Source organism: Methylorubrum sp. SL192, from assembly GCF_026672325.1.
Taxonomy (GTDB): domain Bacteria; phylum Pseudomonadota; class Alphaproteobacteria; order Rhizobiales; family Beijerinckiaceae; genus Methylobacterium; species Methylobacterium extorquens.
Map to the genome: position 1 here is coordinate 4,371,869 of NZ_JAPPQV010000003.1, position 24,386 is coordinate 4,396,254.

General features: G+C 59.5%; 18 protein-coding genes and 1 tRNA gene. 11 read left to right on the forward strand and 8 right to left on the reverse strand.

What is annotated here, in order from left to right; translation table 11 throughout:
* Position 1 precedes the first annotated feature (1 nt).
* Positions 2-1,900 (reverse strand): sensor histidine kinase, encoded by a 1,899-nt coding sequence (locus tag OVA30_RS21030; RefSeq protein ID WP_268176726.1) that lies wholly within the window; start codon positions 1,898-1,900, stop codon positions 2-4.
* Positions 1,901-2,263: 363 nt separating this feature from the next.
* On the opposite strand from OVA30_RS21030, the gene OVA30_RS21035 reads away from it, so the two are divergent.
* Positions 2,264-3,136 carry a Crp/Fnr family transcriptional regulator gene (locus OVA30_RS21035; protein WP_268176727.1) on the forward strand — a complete coding sequence of 291 codons (873 nt, stop codon included), beginning with the start codon at positions 2,264-2,266 and terminating at the stop codon, positions 3,134-3,136.
* A gap of 38 nt (positions 3,137-3,174) precedes the next feature.
* On the opposite strand, the gene OVA30_RS21040 is transcribed toward OVA30_RS21035, so the two are convergent.
* Together OVA30_RS21040 and OVA30_RS21045 are read right to left on the reverse strand one after the other, a co-directional pair.
* Positions 3,175-5,106 carry a LuxR C-terminal-related transcriptional regulator gene (locus OVA30_RS21040; protein WP_268176729.1) on the reverse strand — a complete coding sequence of 644 codons (1,932 nt, stop codon included), beginning with the start codon at positions 5,104-5,106 and terminating at the stop codon, positions 3,175-3,177.
* 906 nt (positions 5,107-6,012) lie between these two features.
* Positions 6,013-6,348 carry a hypothetical protein gene (locus tag OVA30_RS21045; protein WP_268176730.1) on the reverse strand — a complete coding sequence of 112 codons (336 nt, stop codon included), beginning with the start codon at positions 6,346-6,348 and terminating at the stop codon, positions 6,013-6,015.
* 103 nt (positions 6,349-6,451) lie between these two features.
* Here OVA30_RS21045 and OVA30_RS21050 point away from each other — a divergent pair, with 103 nt between their 5' ends.
* The 3 genes from OVA30_RS21050 (at position 6,452) to OVA30_RS21065 (ending at position 8,825) form a co-directional block, all read left to right on the forward strand.
* Positions 6,452-7,045 (forward strand): PAS domain-containing protein, encoded by a 594-nt coding sequence (locus OVA30_RS21050; RefSeq protein WP_268176732.1) that lies wholly within the window; start codon positions 6,452-6,454, stop codon positions 7,043-7,045.
* Positions 7,046-7,462: 417 nt separating this feature from the next.
* Positions 7,463-8,569, forward strand: a complete 1,107-nt coding sequence (locus tag OVA30_RS25960; RefSeq protein ID WP_326493623.1) for a hypothetical protein — start codon at positions 7,463-7,465, stop codon at positions 8,567-8,569.
* Between the two features lie 82 nt (positions 8,570-8,651).
* Positions 8,652-8,825: a hypothetical protein gene (locus OVA30_RS21065; protein ID WP_268176734.1), complete on the forward strand. Its 174-nt coding sequence runs from the start codon at positions 8,652-8,654 to the stop codon at positions 8,823-8,825.
* A 125-nt stretch (positions 8,826-8,950) separates the two neighbouring features.
* Here the strand turns inward: OVA30_RS21065 and OVA30_RS21070 are convergent, their stop codons facing one another.
* Positions 8,951-9,124 (reverse strand): hypothetical protein, encoded by a 174-nt coding sequence (locus tag OVA30_RS21070; RefSeq protein WP_268176735.1) that lies wholly within the window; start codon positions 9,122-9,124, stop codon positions 8,951-8,953.
* Positions 9,125-9,450: 326 nt separating this feature from the next.
* Complete coding sequence (locus tag OVA30_RS21075) at positions 9,451-9,648, reverse strand: hypothetical protein (RefSeq protein WP_012255907.1); 198 nt, start codon at positions 9,646-9,648, stop codon at positions 9,451-9,453.
* A gap of 310 nt (positions 9,649-9,958) precedes the next feature.
* Here OVA30_RS21075 and OVA30_RS26040 point away from each other — a divergent pair, with 310 nt between their 5' ends.
* From OVA30_RS26040 to OVA30_RS21095, 4 genes are all read left to right on the forward strand, one after another.
* Positions 9,959-10,207, forward strand: a complete 249-nt coding sequence (locus OVA30_RS26040; protein ID WP_442786117.1) for a hypothetical protein — start codon at positions 9,959-9,961, stop codon at positions 10,205-10,207.
* Positions 10,208-11,429: 1,222 nt separating this feature from the next.
* Positions 11,430-12,665, forward strand: a complete 1,236-nt coding sequence (locus OVA30_RS21085; RefSeq protein WP_268176737.1) for an SIR2 family NAD-dependent protein deacylase — start codon at positions 11,430-11,432, stop codon at positions 12,663-12,665.
* Positions 12,662-14,719, forward strand: coding sequence for a helicase HerA-like domain-containing protein (locus OVA30_RS21090; RefSeq protein WP_268176738.1), 2,058 nt, complete (start codon positions 12,662-12,664; stop codon positions 14,717-14,719). The genes OVA30_RS21085 and OVA30_RS21090 overlap by 4 nt, the downstream gene beginning before the upstream one ends.
* 218 nt (positions 14,720-14,937) lie before the next feature.
* A complete protein-coding gene (locus OVA30_RS21095) occupies positions 14,938-15,507 on the forward strand; it encodes a recombinase family protein (protein WP_268176739.1) in 570 nt (189 codons plus the stop codon).
* Positions 15,508-15,652: 145 nt separating this feature from the next.
* On the opposite strand, the gene OVA30_RS21100 is transcribed toward OVA30_RS21095, so the two are convergent.
* From OVA30_RS21100 to OVA30_RS21110, 3 genes are all read right to left on the reverse strand, one after another.
* Positions 15,653-18,172: a hypothetical protein gene (locus OVA30_RS21100; RefSeq protein ID WP_268176741.1), complete on the reverse strand. Its 2,520-nt coding sequence runs from the start codon at positions 18,170-18,172 to the stop codon at positions 15,653-15,655.
* Between the two features lie 402 nt (positions 18,173-18,574).
* Positions 18,575-19,921, reverse strand: a complete 1,347-nt coding sequence (locus tag OVA30_RS21105; protein WP_442786118.1) for a tyrosine-type recombinase/integrase — start codon at positions 19,919-19,921, stop codon at positions 18,575-18,577.
* Between the two features lie 80 nt (positions 19,922-20,001).
* Positions 20,002-20,076 (reverse strand) — tRNA-Thr (locus tag OVA30_RS21110).
* Positions 20,077-20,358: 282 nt separating this feature from the next.
* Between OVA30_RS21110 and rpsT the strand changes: the two genes are divergently transcribed.
* The 3 genes from rpsT to dnaN all read left to right on the forward strand — a co-directional run bounded on the left by rpsT (position 20,359) and on the right by dnaN (position 24,385).
* The gene (gene rpsT, locus OVA30_RS21115; protein ID WP_003598297.1) at positions 20,359-20,625 is read left to right on the forward strand and encodes a 30S ribosomal protein S20; all 267 of its coding nucleotides are present in this window, start codon (positions 20,359-20,361) and stop codon (positions 20,623-20,625) included.
* An 811-nt stretch (positions 20,626-21,436) separates the two neighbouring features.
* A complete protein-coding gene (gene dnaA / locus OVA30_RS21120) occupies positions 21,437-22,942 on the forward strand; it encodes a chromosomal replication initiator protein DnaA (protein ID WP_012251830.1) in 1,506 nt (501 codons plus the stop codon).
* A gap of 321 nt (positions 22,943-23,263) precedes the next feature.
* Positions 23,264-24,385, forward strand: a complete 1,122-nt coding sequence (gene dnaN / locus OVA30_RS21125; protein WP_012251831.1) for a DNA polymerase III subunit beta — start codon at positions 23,264-23,266, stop codon at positions 24,383-24,385.
* The last annotated feature ends 1 nt before the right edge of the window (position 24,386 follow it).

Genomic DNA, 24,386 nt, shown 5'->3' on the forward strand with positions numbered 1-24,386 from the left:
GCTACTCCGCGGCCAGGCTTATCGTATCGGGAGGATCGAGTGTCGCGGCCCCGCCTCGGCCTGTAACCGGCTCGCGCGGCAGCGTCACGATAAAGGTTGTGCCGACACCGGGTTGTGACGAAACCTCGATCCGACCGCCGAGCGCGCGCACCAAAGCTTTCACGCTGGCGAGCCCGATCCCTTCCCCCGGCTGATCCTGCGTGCCGGACCGCCGGAACAGCTCGAAGATGCGGCCATGATCCTGCGGTGCGATACCTCGCCCGGTGTCGGAGACGTCAAAACGGATCCGGTTGCCGGGTGCAGGCCGGGCCATGACCTCGATCGTTCCGGGGCGGGCCGGATCGAGATATTTGAGAGCGTTGTCGATCAGGTTGCCGAAGACCTGCTCCACGGCGAGCCGGTCGGCGACGATTGAGGGAAGATCGTCGGCCACCGTCACCGTCACACCCTTGCGCCCGGCCTGATGACGCTGCGCGTCGGCGATGCCGCGGATGACGGGCGTCATCGCGAGCGGCTCCGGGCTGAACCGGCGCCGTCCCTCCCGCGAGAGCTTCAGGATGGCTGCGATTAAGCGCTCCATCTTGACGATCGCCGCCTGGATGAAGCTCAGCGCCTCGGTGATGTCCTCATCGATCCGCGCGCCCTGCGGATGGTCGCGCAGGACTGTGCGCAATTCGTGGTGCACCGCCTCCAACTCGCTCGTGAAACCCATGACGTTGACGAGCGGCGCGCGCAGATCGTGGCTGACGATGTAGGCGTAGCGCTGGATTTCCTCGTTCGACTCCCGCAATTCGGCTTCGGCCTCGCGCTGCTCCGTGATGTCGGTATGGACGCCGACCCATTCGCGGATGGCGCCGTGCGGGTCGAGCACGGGGATCGCGCGGATCGAGAAATGTCGCCACAGGCCGTCCCGGGCGCGCACCCGATGCTCGTGCAGAAAGGTGCTGCGGGCGGCGACGGTCGCATTCCATGCCTCGACGCTCGCTTGCCGGTCCTCCGGATGCACGGCGTCGGCCCAGCCGAAGCCCTCGTACTCGGCGCGGGTTTGCCCCGTGAGGGCGGTCCAGCCGGGTTGTTCGCCCGTCATCCGCCCCTGTGGGTCGTTGGTCCACAGCACGCCGCGCACGGCCTGTACGGCGGCCCGGAAACGCTCCTCGCTCGCCCGCAACTCACCCTGGATCCGCTGCTGATCGAAAGCGGAGGCGAGCATCGCGAGAAACAGGATCACGAAGGTCACGCCGGCGACGTAGAGGGCGAGATTCTGCTGATCCACGCTCGTCGCGGCGAGATGAGCGGAATGGGCGCCGGCTTCCTCGGCGGTGATCGTCGCGGCCGCCATGCCAGTATAGTGCATCCCGGCCACGGCCACGCCCATGATCAGGGCGGCGGCGAAGCGCTGCCAGACGCTCGTCGGCCGAAAGGTCAGCCACAGGGCGATGGTCGCCGCGGTGATGGCGATCCCGACCGAGAGCGCGACGACCGGCACGCTGTAGGCGAGATGGCCGGGCATCCGCATCGCGGCCATCCCGGTATAGTGCATCGCCGCCACGCCGATCCCCATCACGGGGCCAGCGACGAGGACATCCCAGCGGCCGGCCCGCCGACGGCCGACCCAGGCCAGGGCCGCGCCGGTCGTCCCGACCGCGATGAGCAGGGACAGGAGGGTGTGGCCGAGGTCGTAGGCGGCGGGCAGGCCGATCTCGAAGGCCAGCATCCCGACGAAGTGCATCGACCAGATGCCGCCCCCCATCGCCAGGGCGGCACCTAGAAGCCAAGCCCAGCCCAGTCCGGATGCGGCGGCCCGCACGCGGCCGCCGAGATCGAGCGCCGTGTAGGAAGCGAGCACGGCGATGGCGAGGGACAGCGCCACGAGAGCCGGATTGTAGCCGGTGGAAACCATCGTCGTGCCGAATCTCGTAGGCTGTCGATACGTTCTTGCGCCACGAGCGCCGTCGGGTCGGCTCTACGAACCGCGACGACGCGAGCCGGGCGCGGCACTGCTGCCCGAGACCCGCCTAAGTTATCGTGCCGGCGCGTCTGACGCTATCGCGGCCCACCACTGAGATCGTGCCCCGCCCCGCCCCGCCCCGTGCCGTGGAAAGTGATGCGAGCGTTTTAGATCGGAAAAGGCCTGCAACCCGCTTGCTTCGGTAACTACCTTAGGTAGGAAACAGATGCGGCCATGCGCGGAATGTCGTATGGGTGGCGAACTAGTCAGGCTGAGTACCAGAACCAAATGCGGCAGAAGCGATCGGATTGCCTCATGACCTCGCCGCTCGTGGCCGCATCCGGTCGAGCGCCCCGCGACGAGGTGGGGACGGTCGCGTCTCAAACCTTCGGACCTGTCTTTTCGGAGACGGTCCAGAGCGCGCGGATGGAGCAGCCGTTGCGTGATCCCTTGGCACGCAAGCTTGCGACCTATGTGGATCTGACCCCTAGCGATTTGCTGGACCTCGAAGAATGGGCTGCAAACGGCCGCCGCTTCGCCGCGCAGACACCACTCTTGCACCAGTCCGACGTCCCGGAGAGCGCCATCCTGGTGCTCGATGGCTTTGCCTGCCGCTACAAGTTCCTCACGAACGGGCGCCGGCAGATCACGGCCTACCTCCTACCGGGGGACCTGTTCGAACTCGATCTCGACTTCCGCCTGCCGCTCGACTGCGCGGTCGGAACGCTGACCGCCTGCCAGCTCGCTTTCATTCCGCGTGGCGACTACGAAGATCTCATCGGGCGACGTCCGCGGATCGCCCGCGCCCTGCAGATGGTTCGACTGACCGAAGCAGCGACCCTGCGCGAATGGATCACCAATCTCGGCTCCCGGTCCGGCCCTGAGCGGCTGGCGCACTTCCTCTGCGAGATGCTGCTGCGCCTGCGGACGGCCGGTCTCGCCCCCGGCAACCAGTACAGCTTCCCCATCACACAGGCCGATCTCGCCGACACACTCGGCATGTCGTGCGTTCACATCAATCGCGTCCTGCAGAAGCTGCGTCGCGACGGCCTGATTGAGCTTTCCGGCCGCAGGCTCACGATCCTGAAGCCCGAGGGGCTCAGGCTGCTGGCCGAATACGACGCGTCCTATCTTGAGCCGGCCGCGGTCCCGCTGAGGCCCTCCGCCATCGACAAACTCACTGCCTGACGACGTTCGGCGCCGAAGCGGCGGCTCCCCCTCGTCCCTCATTGACCTTCGGTGGGCTGCACCCCGGCCCTGGCCGCCGTCAGCACCGCCTCCGGCAGGGTGCGCGCGCCTAGCGCTTCCATCACGCGGGCTCGGTGGATCTCCACGGTGCGCGGGCTGAGGCCGAGTGCCCGGCCGATCGACTTGTTCGTGCCGCCTGCCAGCAGCCCCTCCAGCACTTCCCGTTCTCGGGGTGAAAGGGCCGCGATGCGAAGCTTGGCGTCGTCATGTGCGTGGCTGCGCTCGGTGTCGGTGCGCAGTTCGGCCAACGCGGCCGAGACGGCGGTGAGTAGCACCGCCGGCTCGCACGGCTTTTCGAGGTAATCGACGGCGTCGGCCTTCATAGCGCGCACACCGAAACCGACATCGCCCTGGCTGCGCCCGATCACGAGCACGGGCAGGGCGAGCCGGCCGGCCCTGAGCGCTTTCGCCACCGTGAGGCTCGCAGGTCCGGCGGTCTCGATGTCGAGAACGACGCAACCTGGCTGCAGGGCGCTTGCGACCTCCGCCAGCGCTGCGGCCTTCGCGAAGACCTGTACCTCGTAGCCAGCGCGTTGCAGCAGCCCGAGCAGCGCCCGTCGTGCGGGCGCATCCTCGTCCACGAGGTAGATCCGTGCGCCGGTGTGACCCGCGACATCTTCGGCGATGCCACCCAATTGGCGAACGCGGCCATCCGCCCTGGCGATCGGGAAGACTGTCTCGCGGATCCGCCTCACAGCGCCGTCCGACGGGCGCAGGATGCGGTACTCTTGGACGACGGCCTCACCATCCCAGACCCGTTCGAGCGTGCGCTCAACGCTGTCGCGGTCGTCCGAATGGATCGTTTCAAGCCAGCTTTCGAGGGAGGGCAGCCGCTCCGGCGCGACGCCCCAGACGCGCCGGAGGGCATGATTGAGGTAAGTCAGGCGGCGGCTCTCCAAGTCGGCGAACCACAAGACGTTGGTCGAATGTTCGGCAAACCGCCGGAAGCGCTCGTCGCTCGCGCGCCGGGCTCCTTCCACCTCGCGCTCTTCCTCGACGAAGAGGAGTACGGCCGGCTCCTTTCCGTTTTGGGTGCGTGCGTTGTCGGTCGTCCCCGGCAGAGGCACCCCGCTGATCCGTGTCCACCGCCCGGTTCCGTCATCCCCGCGGTGATGGAAGCGCGTGCCTAGGACGCGATCGCCACGCAAAGCCCGTGCAAACGGATGATCGCGCGGATCGAGGACGGTGCCGTCCCCCGCATAGCCGGTCCAATGCGGGGCCGCATCGAGATCGGCACCGGGCACGCGGCCCTGTGACAGAAGAGGCTGCAGGATGGCATTTGCGACGAGGGCCTGACCGTCGGACCCGAACAGCCCAGCCCCGACCGGCAGATGATCGATCAGAGCTCTCAAAGACTCGTTCCGCTCCCAAGATGCGAACTCCGCCTCCTCAAGCCGAGGGCGAGGGACTGAGGGCTGCCGCTGCGCGTCGAGGAGAAGCCCGATCAGTTCGGAAAATTGCTGGAACAGGCCCGTGATCTCTGGGCGATCCAGAGCGGCGGGCTCCTTTCCGATGGCGCAAAGTGTTCCGAAGATCTCCCCATCCGGCATCGTAATCGGAAAGGAGATGTAGCTGCGAAAGCCGAAAGATCCGGAACTCGAAAGTCCAAGCACCGCCGTATCCGGGCCAACATCGTCGATGACGACCGGCTGTCGATGCCGCCGCACTTCCCGGCAGGGCATCGCGTCCGCGCGAAGCACGGTGTCCGCCTGAAGGCCGAAACCGGCGTCATCCCTGACTCGGCAAGCCAGCCACGTCGCGTTCGTCACCTGCGCCACGGCTGCAAAGCCCAGGCCCGTGGAGCGACAGACGATCTCGAGCATGGTCGGGATCGCCGCGATCCGCTTCGCTGCAGAGACATCAGGCGATCGGCCGGATTTGGCGTCCGGACCCATCTCGGAGGAGTTCATTGGGTGAACTCCCGCCCCGTTCCCCTTACGGCATGCGACTTCGAACGAGGCATGCGTAAATAGAGGCTGCTGATGGATATCTCGGGCCTTATCCAAATAGGCCTGGCACGAAGTGAATCAGTAAGCTCATAGTGTCGACGATAGATAACTAAAACGTCTCTGTTGATAATCATGTCGCAATTTCATTCTGCTAAACATTTTGAATTGTGGTCATATTAAATGTTCGCGGGAACACCGCTGGAACGGCTTAAGCTTTGTCGGAATTGACTTGGTTCTTATTGCCGTCGACTTCCTCCATGGAAGGGGTCGTTGCAGTCCAAGTCCAGCGTGCTTGGACGAAAACGCGTCACGTGAGAAATCGTGCCAACTTATCCCACGAGGAAACGGGTATAATGCGAATCGGGTCGATTGACGGGTCGGCGCGCGTAGGAACAGCCCGGGATGGGGCTGGGTTGAACGACGCGCGTGTCGGATGCCGCAGGAATCGCCTTGGATCGAGGCTCGGCCCACACGGAATCAGAACTTGCCTCTGGACCGAAGGGAGGCGGAGATTTCTGCCCGCCGACTGCTTGGACACGGCCGCGCGGCGCAGCTTTATAAGATCAGGCCGTCCGGTCCGGACGCGGAGTATCCGCATCTTCTCGTACACGGCCGGAGTCGTGAGCGACGTTGACGGGAGGATGTTGCGTTCAATCAGGTCGTTCGAAGCTGGACTCGTTCTATGAACCGTCGTCTCGTCCATCATGGCGACACGGTTCGAGACGATCGCGAAGTCCCGACCTGGATGGTTTGCCCGGAACGCGGTGCAGAGTTTGACGACGGGTCGCTCCGAACCAGACGAGGGGCGTAACGTTGCGTCGATAATACCGGATGCGCAGATAGGTCGAGGGTGGGAAGCAGCCGGTATCAATCCGTAAGATGCGCCACGAGAAGCTGGTCAATGAGTGCGGTGAGTGCATCACGCGCGGGACTTTCTTCTTCGCGTCGCAGAAAGACCGAAACTCTTTCCTCCATTGTGTTCTGACCAGCATCTTCTCCGATCCGGTGGATGACCGGTTTGCCCTGTATGTCGAGCATCAACAACCAGTGATTGCCGTCTGCGTCTGCATTGAGGGGCTGAAACTCTTTTGAAACCTCGAACGCAGCTACTGGAACGCCAAGCGCATCCGCGAGTTCTCGCAGGCGCATCGAATCTGTCATGGAAGTCAGCTGATTACAGCGCGGGAGAGAATCTGTGCTCATGCCCTACGACTTCCCCTCGCTGCCAGAACTAACAGTATGGAAATTGACGGAGGTTTTTCCTTTAGTCGTCTACATATTTTAAGCGTCGCTTGGGTGTCACAGTATGCCGTATGATACAAAGCGATACTGGCTTGGATTTCTGCCGGATGCCTTGATTGCGTCTCAGGTCGGCATTTGGGAAACGGATTTTGCAAACGATCGCACCGTTGCTGACTCCATCACCGCTGCGTTGTTCGGTCTCGATCCAGTGCAGGCCGCAATAGGATTGCCTCTGGCGGCTTACACGAAAGCGATTCTTCCTGCCGACCAGGACGAGTTTTTTTCCAACATCGATCGCGTCTGTGAGCAAGGCGGATTGTTCGTTGTTGAGTATCGCGTGCGCTCCGTCGAACGTGGCATTCGTTGGGTCTTGGCTCGGGGGCACTACAAGCGCAATACTCAAACTGGAAAAGTTCTCGGACGAGGCATTGTCGTCGACATTACCGAAGGTAAACTGAACGGGCAGGCGGAAGATCGCGCACTCTTCGTCCTACCAAACCGGAACGAACCGCCGCTCGATCAGATCGCGACCTATGCCCTTCAAGCACGCCGTGCAGTTGATGACGTTGCAGGGCATGATGGGCCAGCTCTGCGGTCGGCCATCGACGGTCTACTTTGGGCGGTCGGGCGTGCACTTGCCAAACGTAGCCGTTTTTAAATATTTACTGACACCTCGCGGTCATCTACTAATCGAAGCGTTGGGCCACCTCCTCAGAGAGGTTCCTTTCGACGAGATCAGTCACCGCTTGCTCGCTGAGTTCGTCGCCATTCGAAGCGGGACCGGCGCGACCGAAGCCACGATCCGGCAACGCCGCGTAGTTCTAGCTCCGTGTTGATGATCGCGATTCGCTCAGAACGGGCGGACACATCGCCGGTCATCGCGTTCAATAACCGTCCCTGACGCTGAGCCGCCCTCGTACGCGCTTCCTGCGCGGGAGGATGTGACCTGACTGGTCTTTTGGACTGGGCTGATTGAGAGGCAATTTGCCGACCGCTGGCCAGACAAGGTCAGCGCAGCGGTCGTACACGCTGGTCAGACGAGATCGACGCGGCGGTCAGGCTCCATGCCCTGCATTTGCTCGGCGCTCAAGCTTTTCTCGGCACCACTGGCGAATTTTTCGATCCCAAGCCGGCCGGGCCCGCCGCGCATGCCACCATCAGGATCACCACCATGATCCGCATGCTTATGCTCGCGGCGCGGGCGCTTGCCTGGGTTACATCTCCCGCTCTCACCACCGAGGTCGCCACCGTCGCCGATAAGGCTTTCATCCTGCCCTGGGGCGACTGGCTCGACGCGCCGGCCGTGTCGCTGTGCGATCCAGTCCTGACGATCCTCCTGCCGATCATCACGGCCTCGATCGCCCGGGCCGTCCGCAAGGTCTACCCGTGGGCGGCCCTGTTCCAGTCGCAGCGTCGGGTCGAGATGAGGCTCGAGCAGGCTGTCGGCTTCAGCCGCAAAGCATTGAACGGTCCGGCTAAAGGAAAGACGCTTTCGGTCACCGTCGCGGTGCCGGTCATCGCCAAGGGCACGCAGTACGTCATCGACACCGTGCCGCCCGTGGTCATCAAGGCGGCCGGCGGTGCTGATGGCATTGCAGCCCGGATCTTCCGCAGGCTCGACCTCGACGACCGCGCCGGCGAGGCAACCGAGCTCTTCCCGGCTCAGGAGCAGGTCGGCGCGGGCACGGTGGCTGCCCACGAGCTGCGTCGCACGGACAAGATGACCCCGGCGATCAGCAGGAGGCGCGCATGCCCGGCTCGAACGGAAGAGCGCGCCGGCCGCTCATCCGTCGGCTCGATCGCCAGCGTCCGCCGTGGCTCGTGGGCGCGATGGCCTCCTGCCATGCCCGCTTCGGACGCGGCAGCGTCGTGCCGGCCCGGGCGGGTCTCGCGCCGCAGCGGCGGCCTTGGACGACGTTCGAAAAGCGCACGCCGCGCTACACGAATCAGGTGGATGAATAGCCGGTCGCGCACGGCTGGCCGTTTCGTACTTCAGCCTCGCCAGCGGCGACGAAGCTTCGGTGTTTGCTGCTCGCGCGCTATGAACCGGCCCGCAATCAAATGTTGCGGAAAATATCATGCTGATGGGCGTGTAATCTCAATATTGGCGACCATCAGAGATCAGTCCTGCGATCCGAATATCATCCTTCTAACATTTGTCGATTCGCGATTATTGTATTGACTCGACCAAAAAGTAAGGATTTTTCTATGCACGACGCCTTCGCTCTCCAGTGAACGGCGCGTCAGCCTGCCGGGAGGCATGCATGAGCAAAGCATTCACGTTCGCAGCAGCATTCGCTCTGGCCGCCGCAGCTTTCACGATCACAATGCTCACGGCGCCGCCTGTGACCGAAGCTCGGCCCGTCTCTTCCATCGACACTTACAGCCTGACAGTAAATGCAGCGCCTCAAGAGGACGCCGCATTCGACGCGAACTGAAAACCCGTCGCGTCTGATAGCGAGTTCGCTATTTAGCGGATCCTGCTTGGTGCGTCCGGAGCTGGAAGGTCGCCGGACGTGTCTCGCATTCGATTCTATTGTCCGGCCGCTTGTGTGGCGAACTTTCAAGCCGGGACGCCAACAGGTGCGCCGGGCGTGTTCCGGCATCCGCTCACATGGCCGAACAGGATCCGGTTCGGCGCGATGCCGATCGCCTGGTTCCCGCCAGTGATCTTCACCTCAGACCAGCCGACACGCAACATGCCGTGCTCGGGATGGACTCCGAAGACCTGTGGCACGGTCCACACCTACGGCCCTGGCGCCGAAGGCGTTCAATGACGTCGGTGCAGGCCTCGTGGGTGTTCGCTCAGGCAGTGTGCCGAGATATCGCCATGGCGAGGAGCTGGGGCGCAGGGCGCCGACGGCTTTGCGCCACTCGACTGCTTGGGGCGGAAGCGCGCTCGGCGTGAGTTCGGGAGGGAGTATCCTGGCTGCCGGCTGATGGCGGTGCCGACGGCATAGAGGCGCCCGGTTGCATCAGGCTTACCGACCCGTCGCGTTCATGCCACGGCGCGGTTCTCAAGCCCGCAGGCTTCCCGTGGAAGGGACAGCTCTGGCGCGGCTGCTACTGCTTCTCCATCGAACCCACGAACCGTTCTCGAGCCGCTTCCAGCCTATCCTGCTGTTGAGTTGCGCCGAGCGTAAGCATTGACCCGGAAGGATGCGTGTGCCGTGTCAGCTCCAGCATTCTTTCGACAGCCTCTGCAATCTCGACCAGCAATCGATCCCGGTTCCACTCGTGCTCTCGCTCGGCTTCAGTCATCGTTGGCTCCCGAAGATACTGGCTTGGGCGCTGAGCCCTCCTCAACGTGGAGCGGGACAAAAGCGTTCTACGCGCTGTGGAAGTGGCGAAATCTTCTCGCGCCGTGTCTACCAGCCATCGCGCGAGAACGAGGCTTGGCCGATGCTCTCTTCGCGGATCGATAGCGAGAAGTCAGGGCCGGGCTCGAAGGTGTATCGCCGGACCCTGGCGTCAGGGTCGGTCACGCCTTCTGCGCCCGTACGAGTAGGATCGCCCCGCGCGTCAAGCTTGGACTGCTCTTGGGACTGGCTATGACCGAACTCGCCCAGCCATGCCCGGCGACGGCCGCGGCGAGGTGGAGACCGTAGCCGTCGGCGTTCGAGTCAGCGGTGATGCCAGAATCGGCGAGGTACGCATCGACCGCCACGTTCACCTGCTCGTCGGCGACGGTGGGGGATTCGACATGTTGCAAACCCGTGCACGGGTTCGGGCCTGGGTGCTCAGGTTCCTGAGAACCTTAGAGCACTCCAAAAACCACAGCGATGTCATCGAGAGGAATGGTGCTGCGAGAGAGGATTGAACTCTAACGAATACCTCAAGACAACAGTGCAGAGGACAACCTAATCGACCGTATTGTGTGAGAGTGGTGTCCATCCGTCAAGCGGACCTAACGCATCGTCCTCATGATGCTGACGGCACATCGTTCGGAAGGATTGCCAAGCAACAGATCACGTCAACGGTATGTGACGTTTCGCCTCACACCATCCGCCGGCATAGGACCGCTTAGTTTGATGGAAAAGCTGATCACCCGGCCGGAGTGCTTAGAGCCGTCCTCACACAATGACTGTTGCCTTCGGAGGGACGCTAAACTGAGCTTCCTCAAAGGGTTAGGCAACCATCCCGCTTCACAATCCGTTTATGATCAGCGAGTTACAGGGCCAATCTACTTCAACAGCAAGCGCGGATCAATCGGGCAAGAAAGACCGGCCATGCTCACTCAGCGGTGATTTGTGACGCCTCGTAACTATGCGAAGGAGAGACGGAGGCTCGGCTAAGAGGAAGCGAACCATCATTATACTGCCGGTCTGAAACTAAAAGGATGACCTAACGAACCGGGCTGTGCGAGAGTTCGAAGTACCCGACAAGCGAATTTATCGCATCGTCTTTTCGAGGTTGCGCACGACGGTTTTCTGAATTGGCCGAATCTAGAGCCAATTTTGAGTAAAACGCCAACATCGCCGGTCTGAATTTGCCACCGACATGGCAGAGAATCATCAAAGGCCAAATTACTGATCAACTACGCCCGCCCGATCCCATGCTAACTATAAATGTTGGAGACCGTTTCCTCAGGTAACGTGCTGAATCAGTCCTCCGCCTAAAGCGATCGACCACTCTGATTCTCAGTGTCACACCAAAATTCGAATCATCAATGTTGATCGTTGATGAAGCAAATGATATATTTGGTTTTTATTGATATATAGTAATATGTTTGTAAATGACGCTAGCGAAAACTTAACAAGCTCGGCATCGTTGAAGCTGCCGATCCAGGCCACCGAGTGAATGAAAGCTCGATCCTACGTGTTGCATCCTTGCTCTCGACAACAACGGTTGTAAGAGAGATAAATTTCCGAAGCTGGTACATAGAGTTGAGATCATAACATATGATGCAGTTCTTTTGCTTAACACTCTGCCCAAAAAGATTCGGGCTCAGGCTTAGAGCGTCAATGCCGCCCCAACAATAGTTGTCTTAGCGAAGTAATCTTTCTCGAAAATCTCAGACACAATCATCTTATCAAGCGCAAATGAACAGCACCCATAATCCCGACCGCTTTATGGCAGATCTGCGTCAGATACTGTCGCAAGGCCGGAAACGCATTGGATTCCTTGTTGGTGCTGGAGCGCCAATGTCCATAAGGATAAACAACGATCGGAGGCTGCACGCTGAGGGTAAGCCTCTTATTCCAGGCATTGAAGAACTTACGTCCATAGCTCTCGCAGACTTGTCGCCTGAACAAAGAAAAGCTGTTGATCTATTAAAGGAAAGAATCGGCGGCAACCCGACGATCGAGAACATCCTATCCCAGCTTAGGTTAATGGAGCGCGCCCTTGGCTCCGAAAAAATGGGTGGTTTCGATGGAGCCGGCTATGCAGAGCTGGCGAAAGTAATATGCAGCAGCATAGGTCGTGTCGTTGGGCCACAATTGCCCCTGGATCGTTGCGGCTACAACGAGCTGATTGGATGGATCAGTGGAACACAGCGGGCGCATCCGATCGAGATCTTTACGACAAACTACGATTTGTTATTTGAAGACTCCTTTGAGCAAGTTCGAGCGCCATACTTCGACGGTTTCAGCGGCGGGCATACTCCTTTCTTCGATCCCGTTTCAGTAGCTTGCGATGATCTTCCGCCACGGTGGAGCCGGCTTTGGAAACTGCATGGCTCACTGGGCTGGGCCCTAGAAGGAAATGCTGTAGTTCGTGGCCGAGGGCGCACGACAACAGAACTCGTCTACCCTGATCACCTAAAATACGATCTGACGCAGAAGCAGCCATATAGCTCCCTATTTGAACGTCTCAAACAGTTTTTGTTAACACCTGACACACTTCTCATAACAACCGGTTTTTCCTACCGTGATGCTCACATCAATGCGGTATTAGACGAGGCTCTAGCAGGAAACGCGAACAGTGCCATCTTTGCTTTTCAGTTTCAATCTCTCGCTTCAGAAGAACCTGCCTGTGCTCTAGCGTACACGAGGCCTAACATTTCTGTATATGCCGCAGACGGCGCAGTTATCAACGGCATCAAGGGAAACTGGCGGTTGGGAGAACTCCCGAAGAATTGGGACGATATCCGTGCGAGTTTTTGGGGATCACGTTGGCACGGAAGTGAACCGCAATTTCTGCTAGGCGACTTTCAAAGACTCGCTAGATTTTGCGCCCTAGCGCAAGCGGGAGACGTGTTTCAGCAACCACAAACAATCGTTGTTGAGGCATCTACGGAAGGTCGCGCAGAAGTGGCGATGGAGGCGCTAGTATGAGCAATAGCGATCCAACCTTCCTAGGATGCGTGAAATCCGTCTCCGGTGCATCTGTAACCGTAAAGCTATCGGAGTCATTGGCGTCGGGATTGTCGATTATAAACGGCCATACCTACCGCGTTGGGCAGGTCGGAAGCTTCGTTCGCATACCACAAGGCTATCAGGATCTATATGGAGTTGTCTGTGAAGTTGGATCAGCGGTTGCTCCCGATGCATCAAATCTTAAGAAAGACGAGTCGGGGCGATGGATGCGTGTCGAACTTGTTGGAGAAACGGTCGGCACACACTTCGAAAGAGGATTAAGCCAGCATCCGAACATCAACGATACCGTTCATATCGTCACCGAACGCGATCTCAAGCGAATATACGGTGGAAGATCATCGGACAGCGTCGTAATAGGCTCGTTATCTAGCGCTGAAAATATCGAAGTTCGACTATCGCTTGACTCTCTAGTAACAAGGCATTCGGCGATCCTAGGGTCCACAGGGGCTGGAAAGTCAACAACAGTTGCTAGCCTGTTGCGATCGATAGTCGCCCCGTCTGCAACGGGCGACGGGGCACCTGCTGCAAGGATATTATTGCTGGATGTTCACGGGGAGTACTCCCATGCATTCGGCGAATTGGCAAGGGTATTCAGTGCGAATCCTCAGCCAACCGAGGAGCCATTATATGTTCCATTTTGGGCTCTCGAAGCAGGGGAACTTCTTGATTTGCTTGTTGGTGGCGTAAGCGAGAACCAAGAAATCGCTTTCACCGACAAAATTCAGGACATGAAGCTTGCCGCTGTGCAGGCGAATCATTTTGCCGGTATAGACCCAACGTCTCTCACGGTCGACACACCAATCCCATTCAGCTTACATCAGCTGTGGTATGACTTAATCAATTTTGAGATTACTACGTACCGAGGGCCTCAGCGTGATGTCCCGTGTGTTGAGGATCTTGGAAGCGCAGAAACTCTGACGCCGCCAAGGTATACCCCGCACGCAATGGGAGCGGCCGGACCATATATGAATACCGCTGCCCGTGGTATTCGTCGGCAACTGAACCTTATGCGGTCGCGGCTACTCGATAAGCGGTTTGATTTCATCCTACATCCCGGTCCTTGGGAACCATCATTGAACGGCGAAATCGATGTTGATTTAGATGTACTACTGCAAGGTTGGTTAGGCCATGATCGACCTATCACTATTTTTGATCTGTCCGGCGTGCCCAGCAACGTACTTGTCCGCTTGATTGGCTGTATACTTAGAACGATCTATGAGGCTTTATACTGGAGCAGAGAAAAATCAGAAGGTGGCATTTTAAGGACACTACTCGTTGTGATGGAAGAGGCGCACCGCTATTTGGGCCCAGATAGTGGAGTTGTTGCTGCCGACATCGTGAAAAGGATAGCTAAAGAGGGCAGAAAGTATGGCGTTGGAGCGATGATTGTCTCCCAACGCCCCGCTGAAGTCGATGAAACGGTTTTGTCACAATGTGGAACGCTTGTCGCGCTCCGTTTATCGAACCCTGTAGACCGCGCGCGCGTCAAAGGTACGCTTCCTGATAACTTGGCCGGATTGATGGACCTCCTGCCTGTTCTAAGAACTGGCGAGGCGATCATAACCGGCGAAGCGGCACGTCTTCCAGTCCGATGTAGAGTTACGACGCCACCTCCGGGCCGGCAACCTCGAAGCGAGGACCCAATTGTCTCGCAAACTTGGTCCCAGCGGCGAGTGTCGGAGGGATACGATCGAGTTGTTGCTTCGTGGCGTGCACAGCGCACAACTGCTGTCGCCAACCAAATAACTATTCAGCGCAGCGCTATTGATGCTGCAGGTGTTGTGGAGCAAGAAGCTAACATGCAGCGTATTGCCGTCGCTTCAACAAACTTGGTTTCGATTGGCTATGACGAAGGAGCGCAAACCCTTGAGGTTGAATTCGCCAACGGAACAATCTATCAGTACTATAATGTTGGGAGCGATCTCTATCAACAACTCATGGAGGCGCCATCTAAGGGGCAGTTTCTAAATACCTACTTGAAGAACGCATATCCTTATTCAAGAGTCGGCTGAAATTGGGCTCTGTCTTGGATCTCGAACCGCGTTCCGATTGAAAATTGGCTCGATGGCGGGCATGCCAATCTAAATCAGCTTGCGTCATATGGGTGAACCCTTACGAGTCGCCGCCCCAAGACACCCGCTGATCTGGTGCGGGTGTCTTTTTAGCATCGACATCCTCATTATGAGACGGCATGGTGTGAGGGTCTAAACCCATAAGAGACAATCACGCCATGGCGACCTATGGATATGCAAGGGTCAGTTCGGCCTCACTGTCCCTGACGATCCAACAGGAAGCCCTGAAGGCGTATGGGTGTGAGATCATCCGGTCAGAGACGCACACCGGGACCAAGGTTGAAGGGCGGACGGAGCTTGAAACGCTTCTGCAGTTCGCTAGGGCCGGTGATCGAATCGTCGTCACCCGGATCGACCGTCTCGCGCGCTCCATCATTGATCTGTGCGCCATCGTAAGGCGGATGGAGACCGCAGGGATCGTCCTCGTAGCGATCGAGCAACCTATCGAGACGTCCACGCCTGCCGGCCGCTGCTTCCTACAGATGCTCGGTGTGTTCGCGGAATTTGAAACCGAGATATGTCGGGAACGGCAGCTTTTGGGTATCGCCAAGGCGAAGGCTGAGGGAGCATACAAGGGCCGCAAACCATCCATCGACGTTGCGCGTGTGAGGGAACTGGCAGCGTCGGGTATGGGCGGAACCGCAATCGCCAAGGAACTCGGTGTCAGCCGCGCTTCGGTCTACCGGCTGCTCGGGACAGATCGAAAAACAGTTGTTGCGGCGGCCTGACTGTGCAAGGCGCCGAGCCGTTCTCGACAACTGTTGTGGGCGTCCTGATTGGTCCTTCCGTATGATTGAGGGCGACCCATGGCCGAAATGCAGGCAACATTTAGGGATGTCACGACACCCTTATTGTTCGTGACATCCCTCAGTCTTACAGAATGGGACAGTGACGTGACTGATGCCAGCGCCTAAGTCCTATTACCAATCGATCAACCTGCTTCTTCCGGTGAATCGGTGAGCGGGCGGATAGTGCTGCTTCGTACAGCCGTTCAGAGATGATCTGAGGATGCAGCTTCAAAGCACATAGGGACCGATACAGGGTGAAGATCGCATCATGACCTTCCCCCGGGAGCGCGCCGATACGGTACCATTCACTCATTGACGCATCGATACCTGATTGCTGCTCCAGGCTGATTGGCGCGTCGCTGCCCACGTCCGTTCTGTACGGGACCGGTTGGATACTGTCATCATTAGGAGCAATGCGGTTTTGAAGCCAGCTATCAACGTCAAGCGGTTCGCGAAGATCGCCTTTGTATTCCTTGAAGAAGCTGTCTGATCGCCTTTGAGCCTGACACGGTAGAGTGAAGACGGCACAAGGGTGAGGGATGGAATCAATGCCGTGATACTTACCTTGGAGCCCATCCTGACAATTGTTGTCGGACAGCTTCTCTGACCGATACCCGTTTCGTTCCAGCACATAAACAATCTCTCTATGGATCATCCTGTACTCAATGTCTCTCATTACTCTGTTCGTCGGAATGTATACACGAATGCGCGGCCTGTTTTTTTTGTGATGGAAAGTATTAAAGACAACCATGTGAAGAAGTGGGAATTGTCCAGCGAAGTCCTGATGCGTCATTGTTCCTTTCTCGATATCAATCCACATTCCCCGAACCAACTCAACGTTATCGTTGCCCCTATTGGTTTCATCTGACTTGTCGACGTCGAACAATGCACTGCTAACACATGGTATTTCGTTTTTTGCCTTGTACATGTTCTTAGAATGTTTCCTGAGATAGGTGATGAATTGGGATTCTGTTTTCGATATGACGAATGGATCAGTCGAGAAGTAGTTCTTGAAGTAGGAAGCTCTGAATCGGGCGACGAAATGACTTATATCTTTAATAGCTAATTCGTCGCCATTGAGATAATTGACTCCGTCCAGAAATGAAGAAGTCAGATTATGGGTGAGGCCCGAGGCGAGAGAAAGCTCGGCTCGTGAACGGTTCTTTGATGCATTTTTCCGCTCATTGTCACTTTTATAAGTACGCTTCCTGCCGACTTTCTGCTTCTCAGGTTGAATCAGCCCGAGTGATTCGACACGTGAGCCAGGGAAGATGCCGCTCAACCAATCGGCAGTATCTTTCGAAGCAACTATCCAAATCTTGTCATGGGCTAGTTCATTCCCACGGATAGATGTACGGCAGATCGCTTGATAGACGCTGTGATTGGTGAACGCGTTGAATTGCATGTCATCATCGAAGGCACAGTATTCCCTCAAGAACCTGCTTGCTTCGGGTGATTGGTTTGCGGCTATAATCACTACTGCGTTATGGACATCCTTGTAGCTGTTCAGGCCGTGTGAGATGCCAGGGATCAGATTGTCTCCCTTCAGCTTATTCATTGGACTAGTTAGCTTGACATCGTTATTCTCTACCCTCACATAAACACTGTTGCCGAGTTTCTTTGCGGCTGCGGCGATTATGGGCGTGTTGTCCCCACCTAAACCGTTGCGCAAGTACTTCGAATAGCGCGCCTCATACCCGTAGTAGATCGATACGCTTGGGTTGTAAGGATGAGTGTTGGAAGCATCGTCACGTGATAACTGTTGTGTCTTTCTCCACGCGACACCCAAGCGAGACCAATGATGGTAAGCGAATGTGTCCTCGAACAAGGCAGCGCATATCGTGACACTCTTGAATCCAAGCAGAAAATCCGGCCTCAAAATGGAGAACATTGAGAGGACGCCATCAGTGTTCGTCTTGGTCTTTAGAGCTTGGAACTTCGCGATGTTAACAAAAGTATCATAGTTGGGCGACAGCAACATTTTTGCTATGTCCTGCACCTGCTTGAGGACTGAGTCTTGTCCATTGTTCTGAGCGATCATGCTTAGTGTTGATCGTTTTGTAACATCAAGGCGACTATATGCACTTGCAGCGTCTGCAATCCGAATGTGATCAGTCACAAGCGAATGATTGTTCGGAAGGCGATCCTCGAACGACTCGAATGCGTTGGGGCATTCATCAAAGTATGCCGACCATCGATCCTTGCCATAGAAGAACGGCAGGTTGATGAGAGTTTTGTGTGTTATGAGTACGACCACACCACCAAGATCAGCATTGTTGAAGTACGCCATCGCCCGCGCGCTTACATTGCCAGCGTATCCGTCGTCAGAATGGAATTTGTGAGCGGTGACAGATGGGAACCGTGATTTCAGTTCGCCGAACGTCTCATCGATTAGAAGGGTGGTCGGTTGGACAATGAGGCACTTCAGTCCTCTTTCAGCGTTCTGACAAGCTGCAGTCACGATGTCATAAGTCTTCCCGCCGCCTGCCCTGCGTGCATCATAGAAGATTATAGGCCCATTCGAATCTTCGCTTCCGTCAATCGAGCGTGCCTTTTCATAATGGCTTGGCGCGTCGGAGAAATGGTCATGGTGTTCGTTGTACACTTCGTATCATCTTTCGATAGCCATGAATCAATCAGGTCATAGCTATGCATCGCGTGAGGGCTTGCCCCTACCACTGCCAGAAACGCTAGCTATTGTACCGTCCCCGACTGATCTCTTGGCTTGGAAGTTGATCAGTCAGTGCTGGCCTTATCGCGATGCGAGAGCAACTATTGAACGCTAGTCAATGGTCGGAAGGCGATGAACGTGCCGTCGTGCGCCGATGCAGGCAGCCGGCGATAAAACTTTTCGTAACTGGTCGCTAAGCGAATGGCGCGGACAGTCAGCCTTCATTCTGCGTTCGAAAAATGCCGAGAATATTTGCGAAGATAATTTGCGATTCCAGACGGCTTGAGCGCCACATAAGGCGTTGCCGTACGATCCATATTCGTCAGGCATCCGCGGCTAGAATGGTTTGATTGCGAGGCTCGGATTGACTTCGTAGTGCGGAAACTGAGCTATTGCACGGCTGAGCATCGGTAGGGATGGTGTTTCGTACCTTCGTCCCACCGATGCGACCCGATGGCCGGTAATGGCATCTCGCAACCGTTCTTCGATCCCTGCAGCAAGGGCACGCGTCTTCCATGTGTGCCGCCAGCCGTGGTTCGGGTCCACACCGGGATCGAGCTTCACCGTCAAGCGAAGCCACTGGCTGATCTTCTTTGCTTGTTGCTCAGCCGGTGATGTTTCTGAGTTGGGCCTAAAGCGAACTCGATCGTAGAATAGAGGTCCGGGTGATCTGGCGTTTACGAATTCCACAAAGCCCTGTTCTAATAGATGGGCGTGCAAGGGAACAGTACGCGGTTCACCGGTTTTTGTTATGCGCAGGTCCATCACTGAGATGCCCGCCTCTAATCGAATGTCCCGTTTTTCCAAGCTTGTCAGTTCGCCGATGCGGGCGCCTGAGTAAGCGGCGAGCCAGGGACACCAACGTCGCGCCGCTGAACGTGTTGGATGAAGCTGATCGCGCACCACCGCCGACGCTGCGTCAAGGATTCTGGCGATCTCAGCTTCCCGGAATGTCCGCTCACGCTCGACGATAAGGCGTGGCTCATCAAGGAAAATGCCTCTTGCCGGATTAGAGGATAGGAGCCTTCCGCCAGACCTGTTGCCGGCCCATCGGAAAATCGAACTGACTGCGACTAAATCGACCCTGTTTATTGACCGTGCGCTGACGCCGGCATGATCGCGTCGCCATTCTGCCCATTCGTAAAGGTCGTCGGACGACAGGCATCGAACGTCGCGCTCTTTAAAGAACGCGGTAAGGGATCGGAAGGTCGCTCGATAGCGCTTGATCGTGTTGCGAGCCCGCTTATCAGCGCTGTAGGTCGCCCATCGCTCGAACAGTTGTTGTGAGGACAGGGACGTGGGGTTGAGCCCTGTGGCGCATGAAATCGCTTCGACACGCGTGAGCGCTTCTACCGGTGGGGACGGTGTCGGCGTCTCGTTTGCCTGTGCTGAGTCGGACCTCTGAAATCCAAGGTCAGGAAGCGTCCCGAACCGCTGTTCGTGCCAGAATCGCTTTAGCGCGCCATCCGCAATCGAATGACGGTGACGAGCTTCGCGCGGTTCTTTGGTTCGCAATGATGCTTGGACGATCGGACCGACGGTGATGGACGCCCACGTATCGCCGATGGGGAGAGTGACGGACTGTCCCTGCAAGCGTCCGACAAGATCGAGAGGCGTTCGCTGCCGTAGATGGAAAACGCCCGTCCTAGGGTTTTTCCACGGTCGCGCTATTCTGAGTGACAATGTGTGAGACCGCTGTGTGAGAGTGCGGTCATCCTCAGCGTGTCGTTCGCCCTAACCTACTGATATCGTTAGGGGAAGAATGGTGCTGCGAGAGAGGATTGAACTCTCGACCTCCTCATTACCAATGAGGTGCTCTACCACTGAGCTACCGCAGCGCGGTGCCGGGGGGCGGTGCCGCCGCCGGACTGGAGGGGCATTAGCCGATCGAATTTCGCTTGGCAACGCTCTTCCGTCGCACAAAATGCGTGAGCGGCAAGATCGAGCGATGGCGTGACGATTTGTTGACGGACCATGGGGGTGTCGCTATAGAGCAGCCACCACGTCCGGCCGCAGCATTGCGCCCGGTCTTTTCGCCTTTGCTTATCATCAGGCTGCGCTGACCGACACCGGATGCTCCGGGCCGAGTTCTTGCCGCCACGACCAGACGAGGATGCCCCATGGCCAACACCGTGTCGGCCAAGAAGATGACCCGCAAGATCGCCAAGCGTACGGCGATCAACCGCTCGCGCCGTTCGCGGATGCGTACCTTCGTCCGCAAGGTCGAGGAGGCGATTGCGTCCGGCGATCAGGGCCAGGCCCTCACCGCCCTCCGCGCCGCCGAGCCGGAGATCATGCGCGCTGCCCAGAACGGCATCGTTCACAAGAACAATGCTTCGCGGAAGGTTTCCCGCCTGGCCGCCCGCGTGAAGGCCATCGCTGCCTAATCGGACTGCGACGGCTCCCGGCCTTCCGAATGGAAGGCTTTAGGGGGCCCCGCTCGATATGATGCTGCATTCAGCCCGGCCGCTCAGGCCGGGCTTTTTTGTGCCCGTGCGCCGCGCGAATCGTCGAGCACGGCCCCAGCCGGTTATGGCTGCGCGGCGGAATTGCCCCCTCCCCCGCACGGTGCCGCCACCATCCGTGCTTAGAAGCCCCCGATCGCCCATCGTCTCCACGCTAGGGATGGCCGTGCAGCGAAGAGGCGGTGAGAAACGCTCAGCCAAGCGGGCCTCGCCGTGCTCCGGATCAGGCGCCACGCTGAAATTCGATCGGTCGCGGTTGTGCACCGACCCGTGATGCTTCTCCACAGTTCGCGCCGGGTTATCCCGAATCGACGCTTGCACCTGCCTGTTCAGGGGCCCGTGAAGGTTTCGTTAACCATGCGGAAAGTGCTCTCCATTGCGTCGTGCTGCACCGGCCGTGTAGCTTAACAAAACGTTGCCGGTTGAGCGGCTCGACAAGTTCAGCACCGGCACCCCCAGAGTCGTCCCCAAGTTGCGGGCAGGCCTTCGACTCTTCGGTCCCGGCCTGACGACTCTGCGGGCGCGAAGATGTTTTCCCCGATCGTCCCGCTGTTAGGAGAACGATAGAGGATTGTTGATACACAGCCATCTTTAGCGATGGGCCGCGACGCCGCTCTTGACAGCGCCGCGGCCACTCTCGGTGCCGCCCCGATCGGGCGGCGCCTCCTCTCGTGTGGCGTATGCGTACGCGTCCCCTCCGGTCCGCCGGCTGAGGATGCGAGGAGACACGGTGATGCACCTCGACGGCAGCATGTCGGACGGCGATGGCGGAAACGGCAGAGGAAGCGTCGATCTTCCCGCCGCCTGGACGCGGGTGAAGCGGCGGCTGCGGGCGGAGCTTGGCGAGGACGTCTTCGCAAGCTGGTTCGCCCGCCTCGAACTGGAGACTGTGGACGGGGGGGTCGCCCGCCTCACCGTTCCGACCCGGTTTCTCAAGAGCTGGATCGAATCGCATTACATCGACCGGGTGCTGACGACCTTCCGCGCCGAAGCCGATGGCGTCAGCCGCATCGAGGTCGGCGTACGCGGCCCCTCCGGCCCGGCCCGGCCGAGTGCCGGCGTGCCGGCGAAGCCGAACGCGACGAGCGGGCCGCTGAACCGTCTCCACGCGATCGCGACGCCCGCGGCTCTCCAGGGGCCCGGCCCGATGATCGAGACCGAGATCGCCTCGCCCCGGGGCGATTCGGCCTCGGTCGATCTCAACGGCGCGCCGCTCGATGCGCGGCTCTCTTTCGCGAACTTCGTGGTGGGCCGCTCCAACGCGCTGGCCCATGCCGCGGCTGAGCGAATCGCCCGCAGCGACAGCGACGGCGCGCTCTACAACCCGCTCTACGTCCATGCCGGCGTGGGCCTCGGCAAGACGCACCTGCTTCACGCGGCCGGCCATGCCGCCCGCGAGGCCGGCCGCCGGGTGATCTATCTCACCGCCGACCGCTTCATGTACGGCTTCGTCAACGCCCTGAAGACGCAGAACGCGCTGGCCTTCAAGGAGCGCCTGCGGGCGATCGATCTGCTCATCCTCGACGACGTGCAGTTCATCCAGGGCAAGTCGATCCAGACCGAGTTCGGTCACACCCTCAACGCGCTGATCGATTCGGGGCGTCAGGTGGTGGTCGCCTCCGACCGGCCGCCGACGGAGCTGGAAGCGCTCGACGAGCGCGTGCGCTCGCGCCTCGCCGGTGGTCTGGTCGTCGAGATCGGCGGGCTCGACGAGGGGCTTCGTGCCTCGATCCTCTCCGCCCGGCTCGATGCCGTGCGCCAGAGCCACCCGAATTTCGAGGTCTCCCCGGCCGTCTCGGCCTATGTCGCCCGGGCGATCACGGCCAATGGCCGCGACCTCGAAGGGGCGGTGAACCGGCTCCTGGCCCACGCGACCCTGACCGGCGCGCCGGTCACGGTCGAGACGGCCGAGACCGCGATCCGCGACCTCGTAAAGAACCGCGAGCCCAAGCGGGTGAAGATCGAGGACATCCAGAAGCTGGTGGCCTCGCGCTACAACGTCTCGCGTTCCGACATCCTGTCCGAGCGCCGCACCGCCGCCGTGGTGAAACCGCGCCAGATCGCGATGTATCTGTCGAAGGTGCTGACCCTGCGCTCCCTGCCCGAGATCGGCCGTCGCTTCGGCGGGCGCGATCACACCACCGTGCTGCACGCGGTGCGCAAGATCGAGAAGCAGATCGGTGAGGATGCGGTGCTCGGCGATGAGGTCGAGCTGCTGAAGCGCATGCTGCAAGACTGAGAGACGGCTCTGGGCGGGGTCGGGTGCGTCCCGGTCTCGCCTTGAGGACGTTTTATCCCGGCCGCGGATCCTGTCCGGTCCGGGCGCCCTCCCGGGCCGTGCGCCGTCGCGGGGCGGGACAGTGCGAAGGCCGCCCTTGCCTTCGTGGGGGCGCTTCGCCAAGCTGCCGGCCCCGTTCCGCTTCGGAGTGCCTTGCGAAACGTCCGGTCGCCGACCGTTTCTCCGGTCGCGATGGTCGCACGGGCGTTGGGCGGGCGATATCCTTATCCGGCCTGATCGACCGCGGGCGGGCCGATTGTTCAAGAGACGACGGGTTTTCCGATGAGAGTCACAGTCGAGCGCGCGGCCCTCCTGAAATCGCTCGGCCACGTGCACCGGGTGGTGGAGCGGCGCAACACGATTCCGATCCTCTCCAACGTTCTGCTGCGCACCGGCGAGAACGGCCTTCAGCTGAAGGCGACCGACCTCGATATCGAGGTGACCGAAACCGTGGCCGCCGACGTGCTCGATGCCGGCGCCACCACGGTGCCGGCCCATGTCATCTACGATATCGTTCGCAAGCTGCCCGAGGGCGCGCAGGTCTCGCTGGAGACCTCCGGTGAGACGGGTCAGATGACGATCCGTTCCGGCCGCTCACGCTTCGCGCTGGGCGCCCTGCCGGAGGGCGATTTCCCCGATCTCGCCGCGGGTGAGCTGCCGCATTCGTTCGCCATTCCGGCGGCGGAGCTGAAGCAGCTCATCGAGAAGACGCAGTTCGCGATCTCCACCGAGGAGACGCGCTACTACCTCAACGGCATCTACTTCCACACTCTCGAAGTCGAGGGTGCCCTGAAGCTGCGCGCGGTGGCGACCGACGGGCACCGGCTCGCACGCGTCGAGACCGATGCGCCCGAGGGCAGCCGCGGGATGCCGGGCATCATCGTCCCGCGCAAAGCCGTCGCCGAGATCCAGAAGCTCGTCGACGATGGCGGCGAGAGCGTGCAGGTCGAGCTGTCCCCGGCCAAGATCCGCCTGACGTTTGCGGGCGGCGTGATCCTGATCTCGAAGCTGATCGACGGCACCTTCCCCGACTATCAGCGGGTGATTCCCACCGGCAACGACAAGCGCCTGACGGTCGAGCGCGACGCCTTCGCCAAGGCGGTGGATCGCGTCTCGACCATTTCCTCCGAGCGCGGCCGCGCCGTGAAGCTCGCTGTGAGCGAGGGGCGCCTCGCTTTGTCCGTGACCAATCCAGATGCCGGCTCGGCGACCGAGGAGCTCGATGTCGATTACGAGGCCTCCGCCCTCGATATCGGCTTCAATGCCCGCTACCTGCTCGACATCACCGCGCAGCTCCAGGGCGATACAGCCCTGTTCAAGCTCGCCGATCCTGGCTCGCCGACGCTGATCCAGGACCGCGACGGCGCCCCGGCGCTTTATGTGTTGATGCCGATGCGCGTGTGAG

Coding starts and splice junctions, on each gene's coding strand:
- OVA30_RS21090 (WP_268176738.1), top strand. CDS start 12,662: ATGAGCAATAGCGATCCAACCTTCCTAGGATGCGTGAAATCCGTCTCC.
- OVA30_RS21095 (WP_268176739.1), top strand. CDS start 14,938: ATGGCGACCTATGGATATGCAAGGGTCAGTTCGGCCTCACTGTCCCTG.
- OVA30_RS21050 (WP_268176732.1), top strand. CDS start 6,452: ATGCCGTATGATACAAAGCGATACTGGCTTGGATTTCTGCCGGATGCC.
- OVA30_RS21085 (WP_268176737.1), top strand. CDS start 11,430: ATGAACAGCACCCATAATCCCGACCGCTTTATGGCAGATCTGCGTCAG.
- rpsT (WP_003598297.1), top strand. CDS start 20,359: ATGGCCAACACCGTGTCGGCCAAGAAGATGACCCGCAAGATCGCCAAG.
- OVA30_RS21075 (WP_012255907.1), bottom strand. CDS start 9,648: ATGACTGAAGCCGAGCGAGAGCACGAGTGGAACCGGGATCGATTGCTG.
- dnaA (WP_012251830.1), top strand. CDS start 21,437: ATGCACCTCGACGGCAGCATGTCGGACGGCGATGGCGGAAACGGCAGA.
- OVA30_RS21035 (WP_268176727.1), top strand. CDS start 2,264: ATGACCTCGCCGCTCGTGGCCGCATCCGGTCGAGCGCCCCGCGACGAG.
- OVA30_RS26040 (WP_442786117.1), top strand. CDS start 9,959: ATGCCCGGCGACGGCCGCGGCGAGGTGGAGACCGTAGCCGTCGGCGTT.
- dnaN (WP_012251831.1), top strand. CDS start 23,264: ATGAGAGTCACAGTCGAGCGCGCGGCCCTCCTGAAATCGCTCGGCCAC.
- OVA30_RS21045 (WP_268176730.1), bottom strand. CDS start 6,348: ATGAGCACAGATTCTCTCCCGCGCTGTAATCAGCTGACTTCCATGACA.
- OVA30_RS21065 (WP_268176734.1), top strand. CDS start 8,652: ATGAGCAAAGCATTCACGTTCGCAGCAGCATTCGCTCTGGCCGCCGCA.
- OVA30_RS21040 (WP_268176729.1), bottom strand. CDS start 5,106: ATGAACTCCTCCGAGATGGGTCCGGACGCCAAATCCGGCCGATCGCCT.
- OVA30_RS21030 (WP_268176726.1), bottom strand. CDS start 1,900: ATGGTTTCCACCGGCTACAATCCGGCTCTCGTGGCGCTGTCCCTCGCC.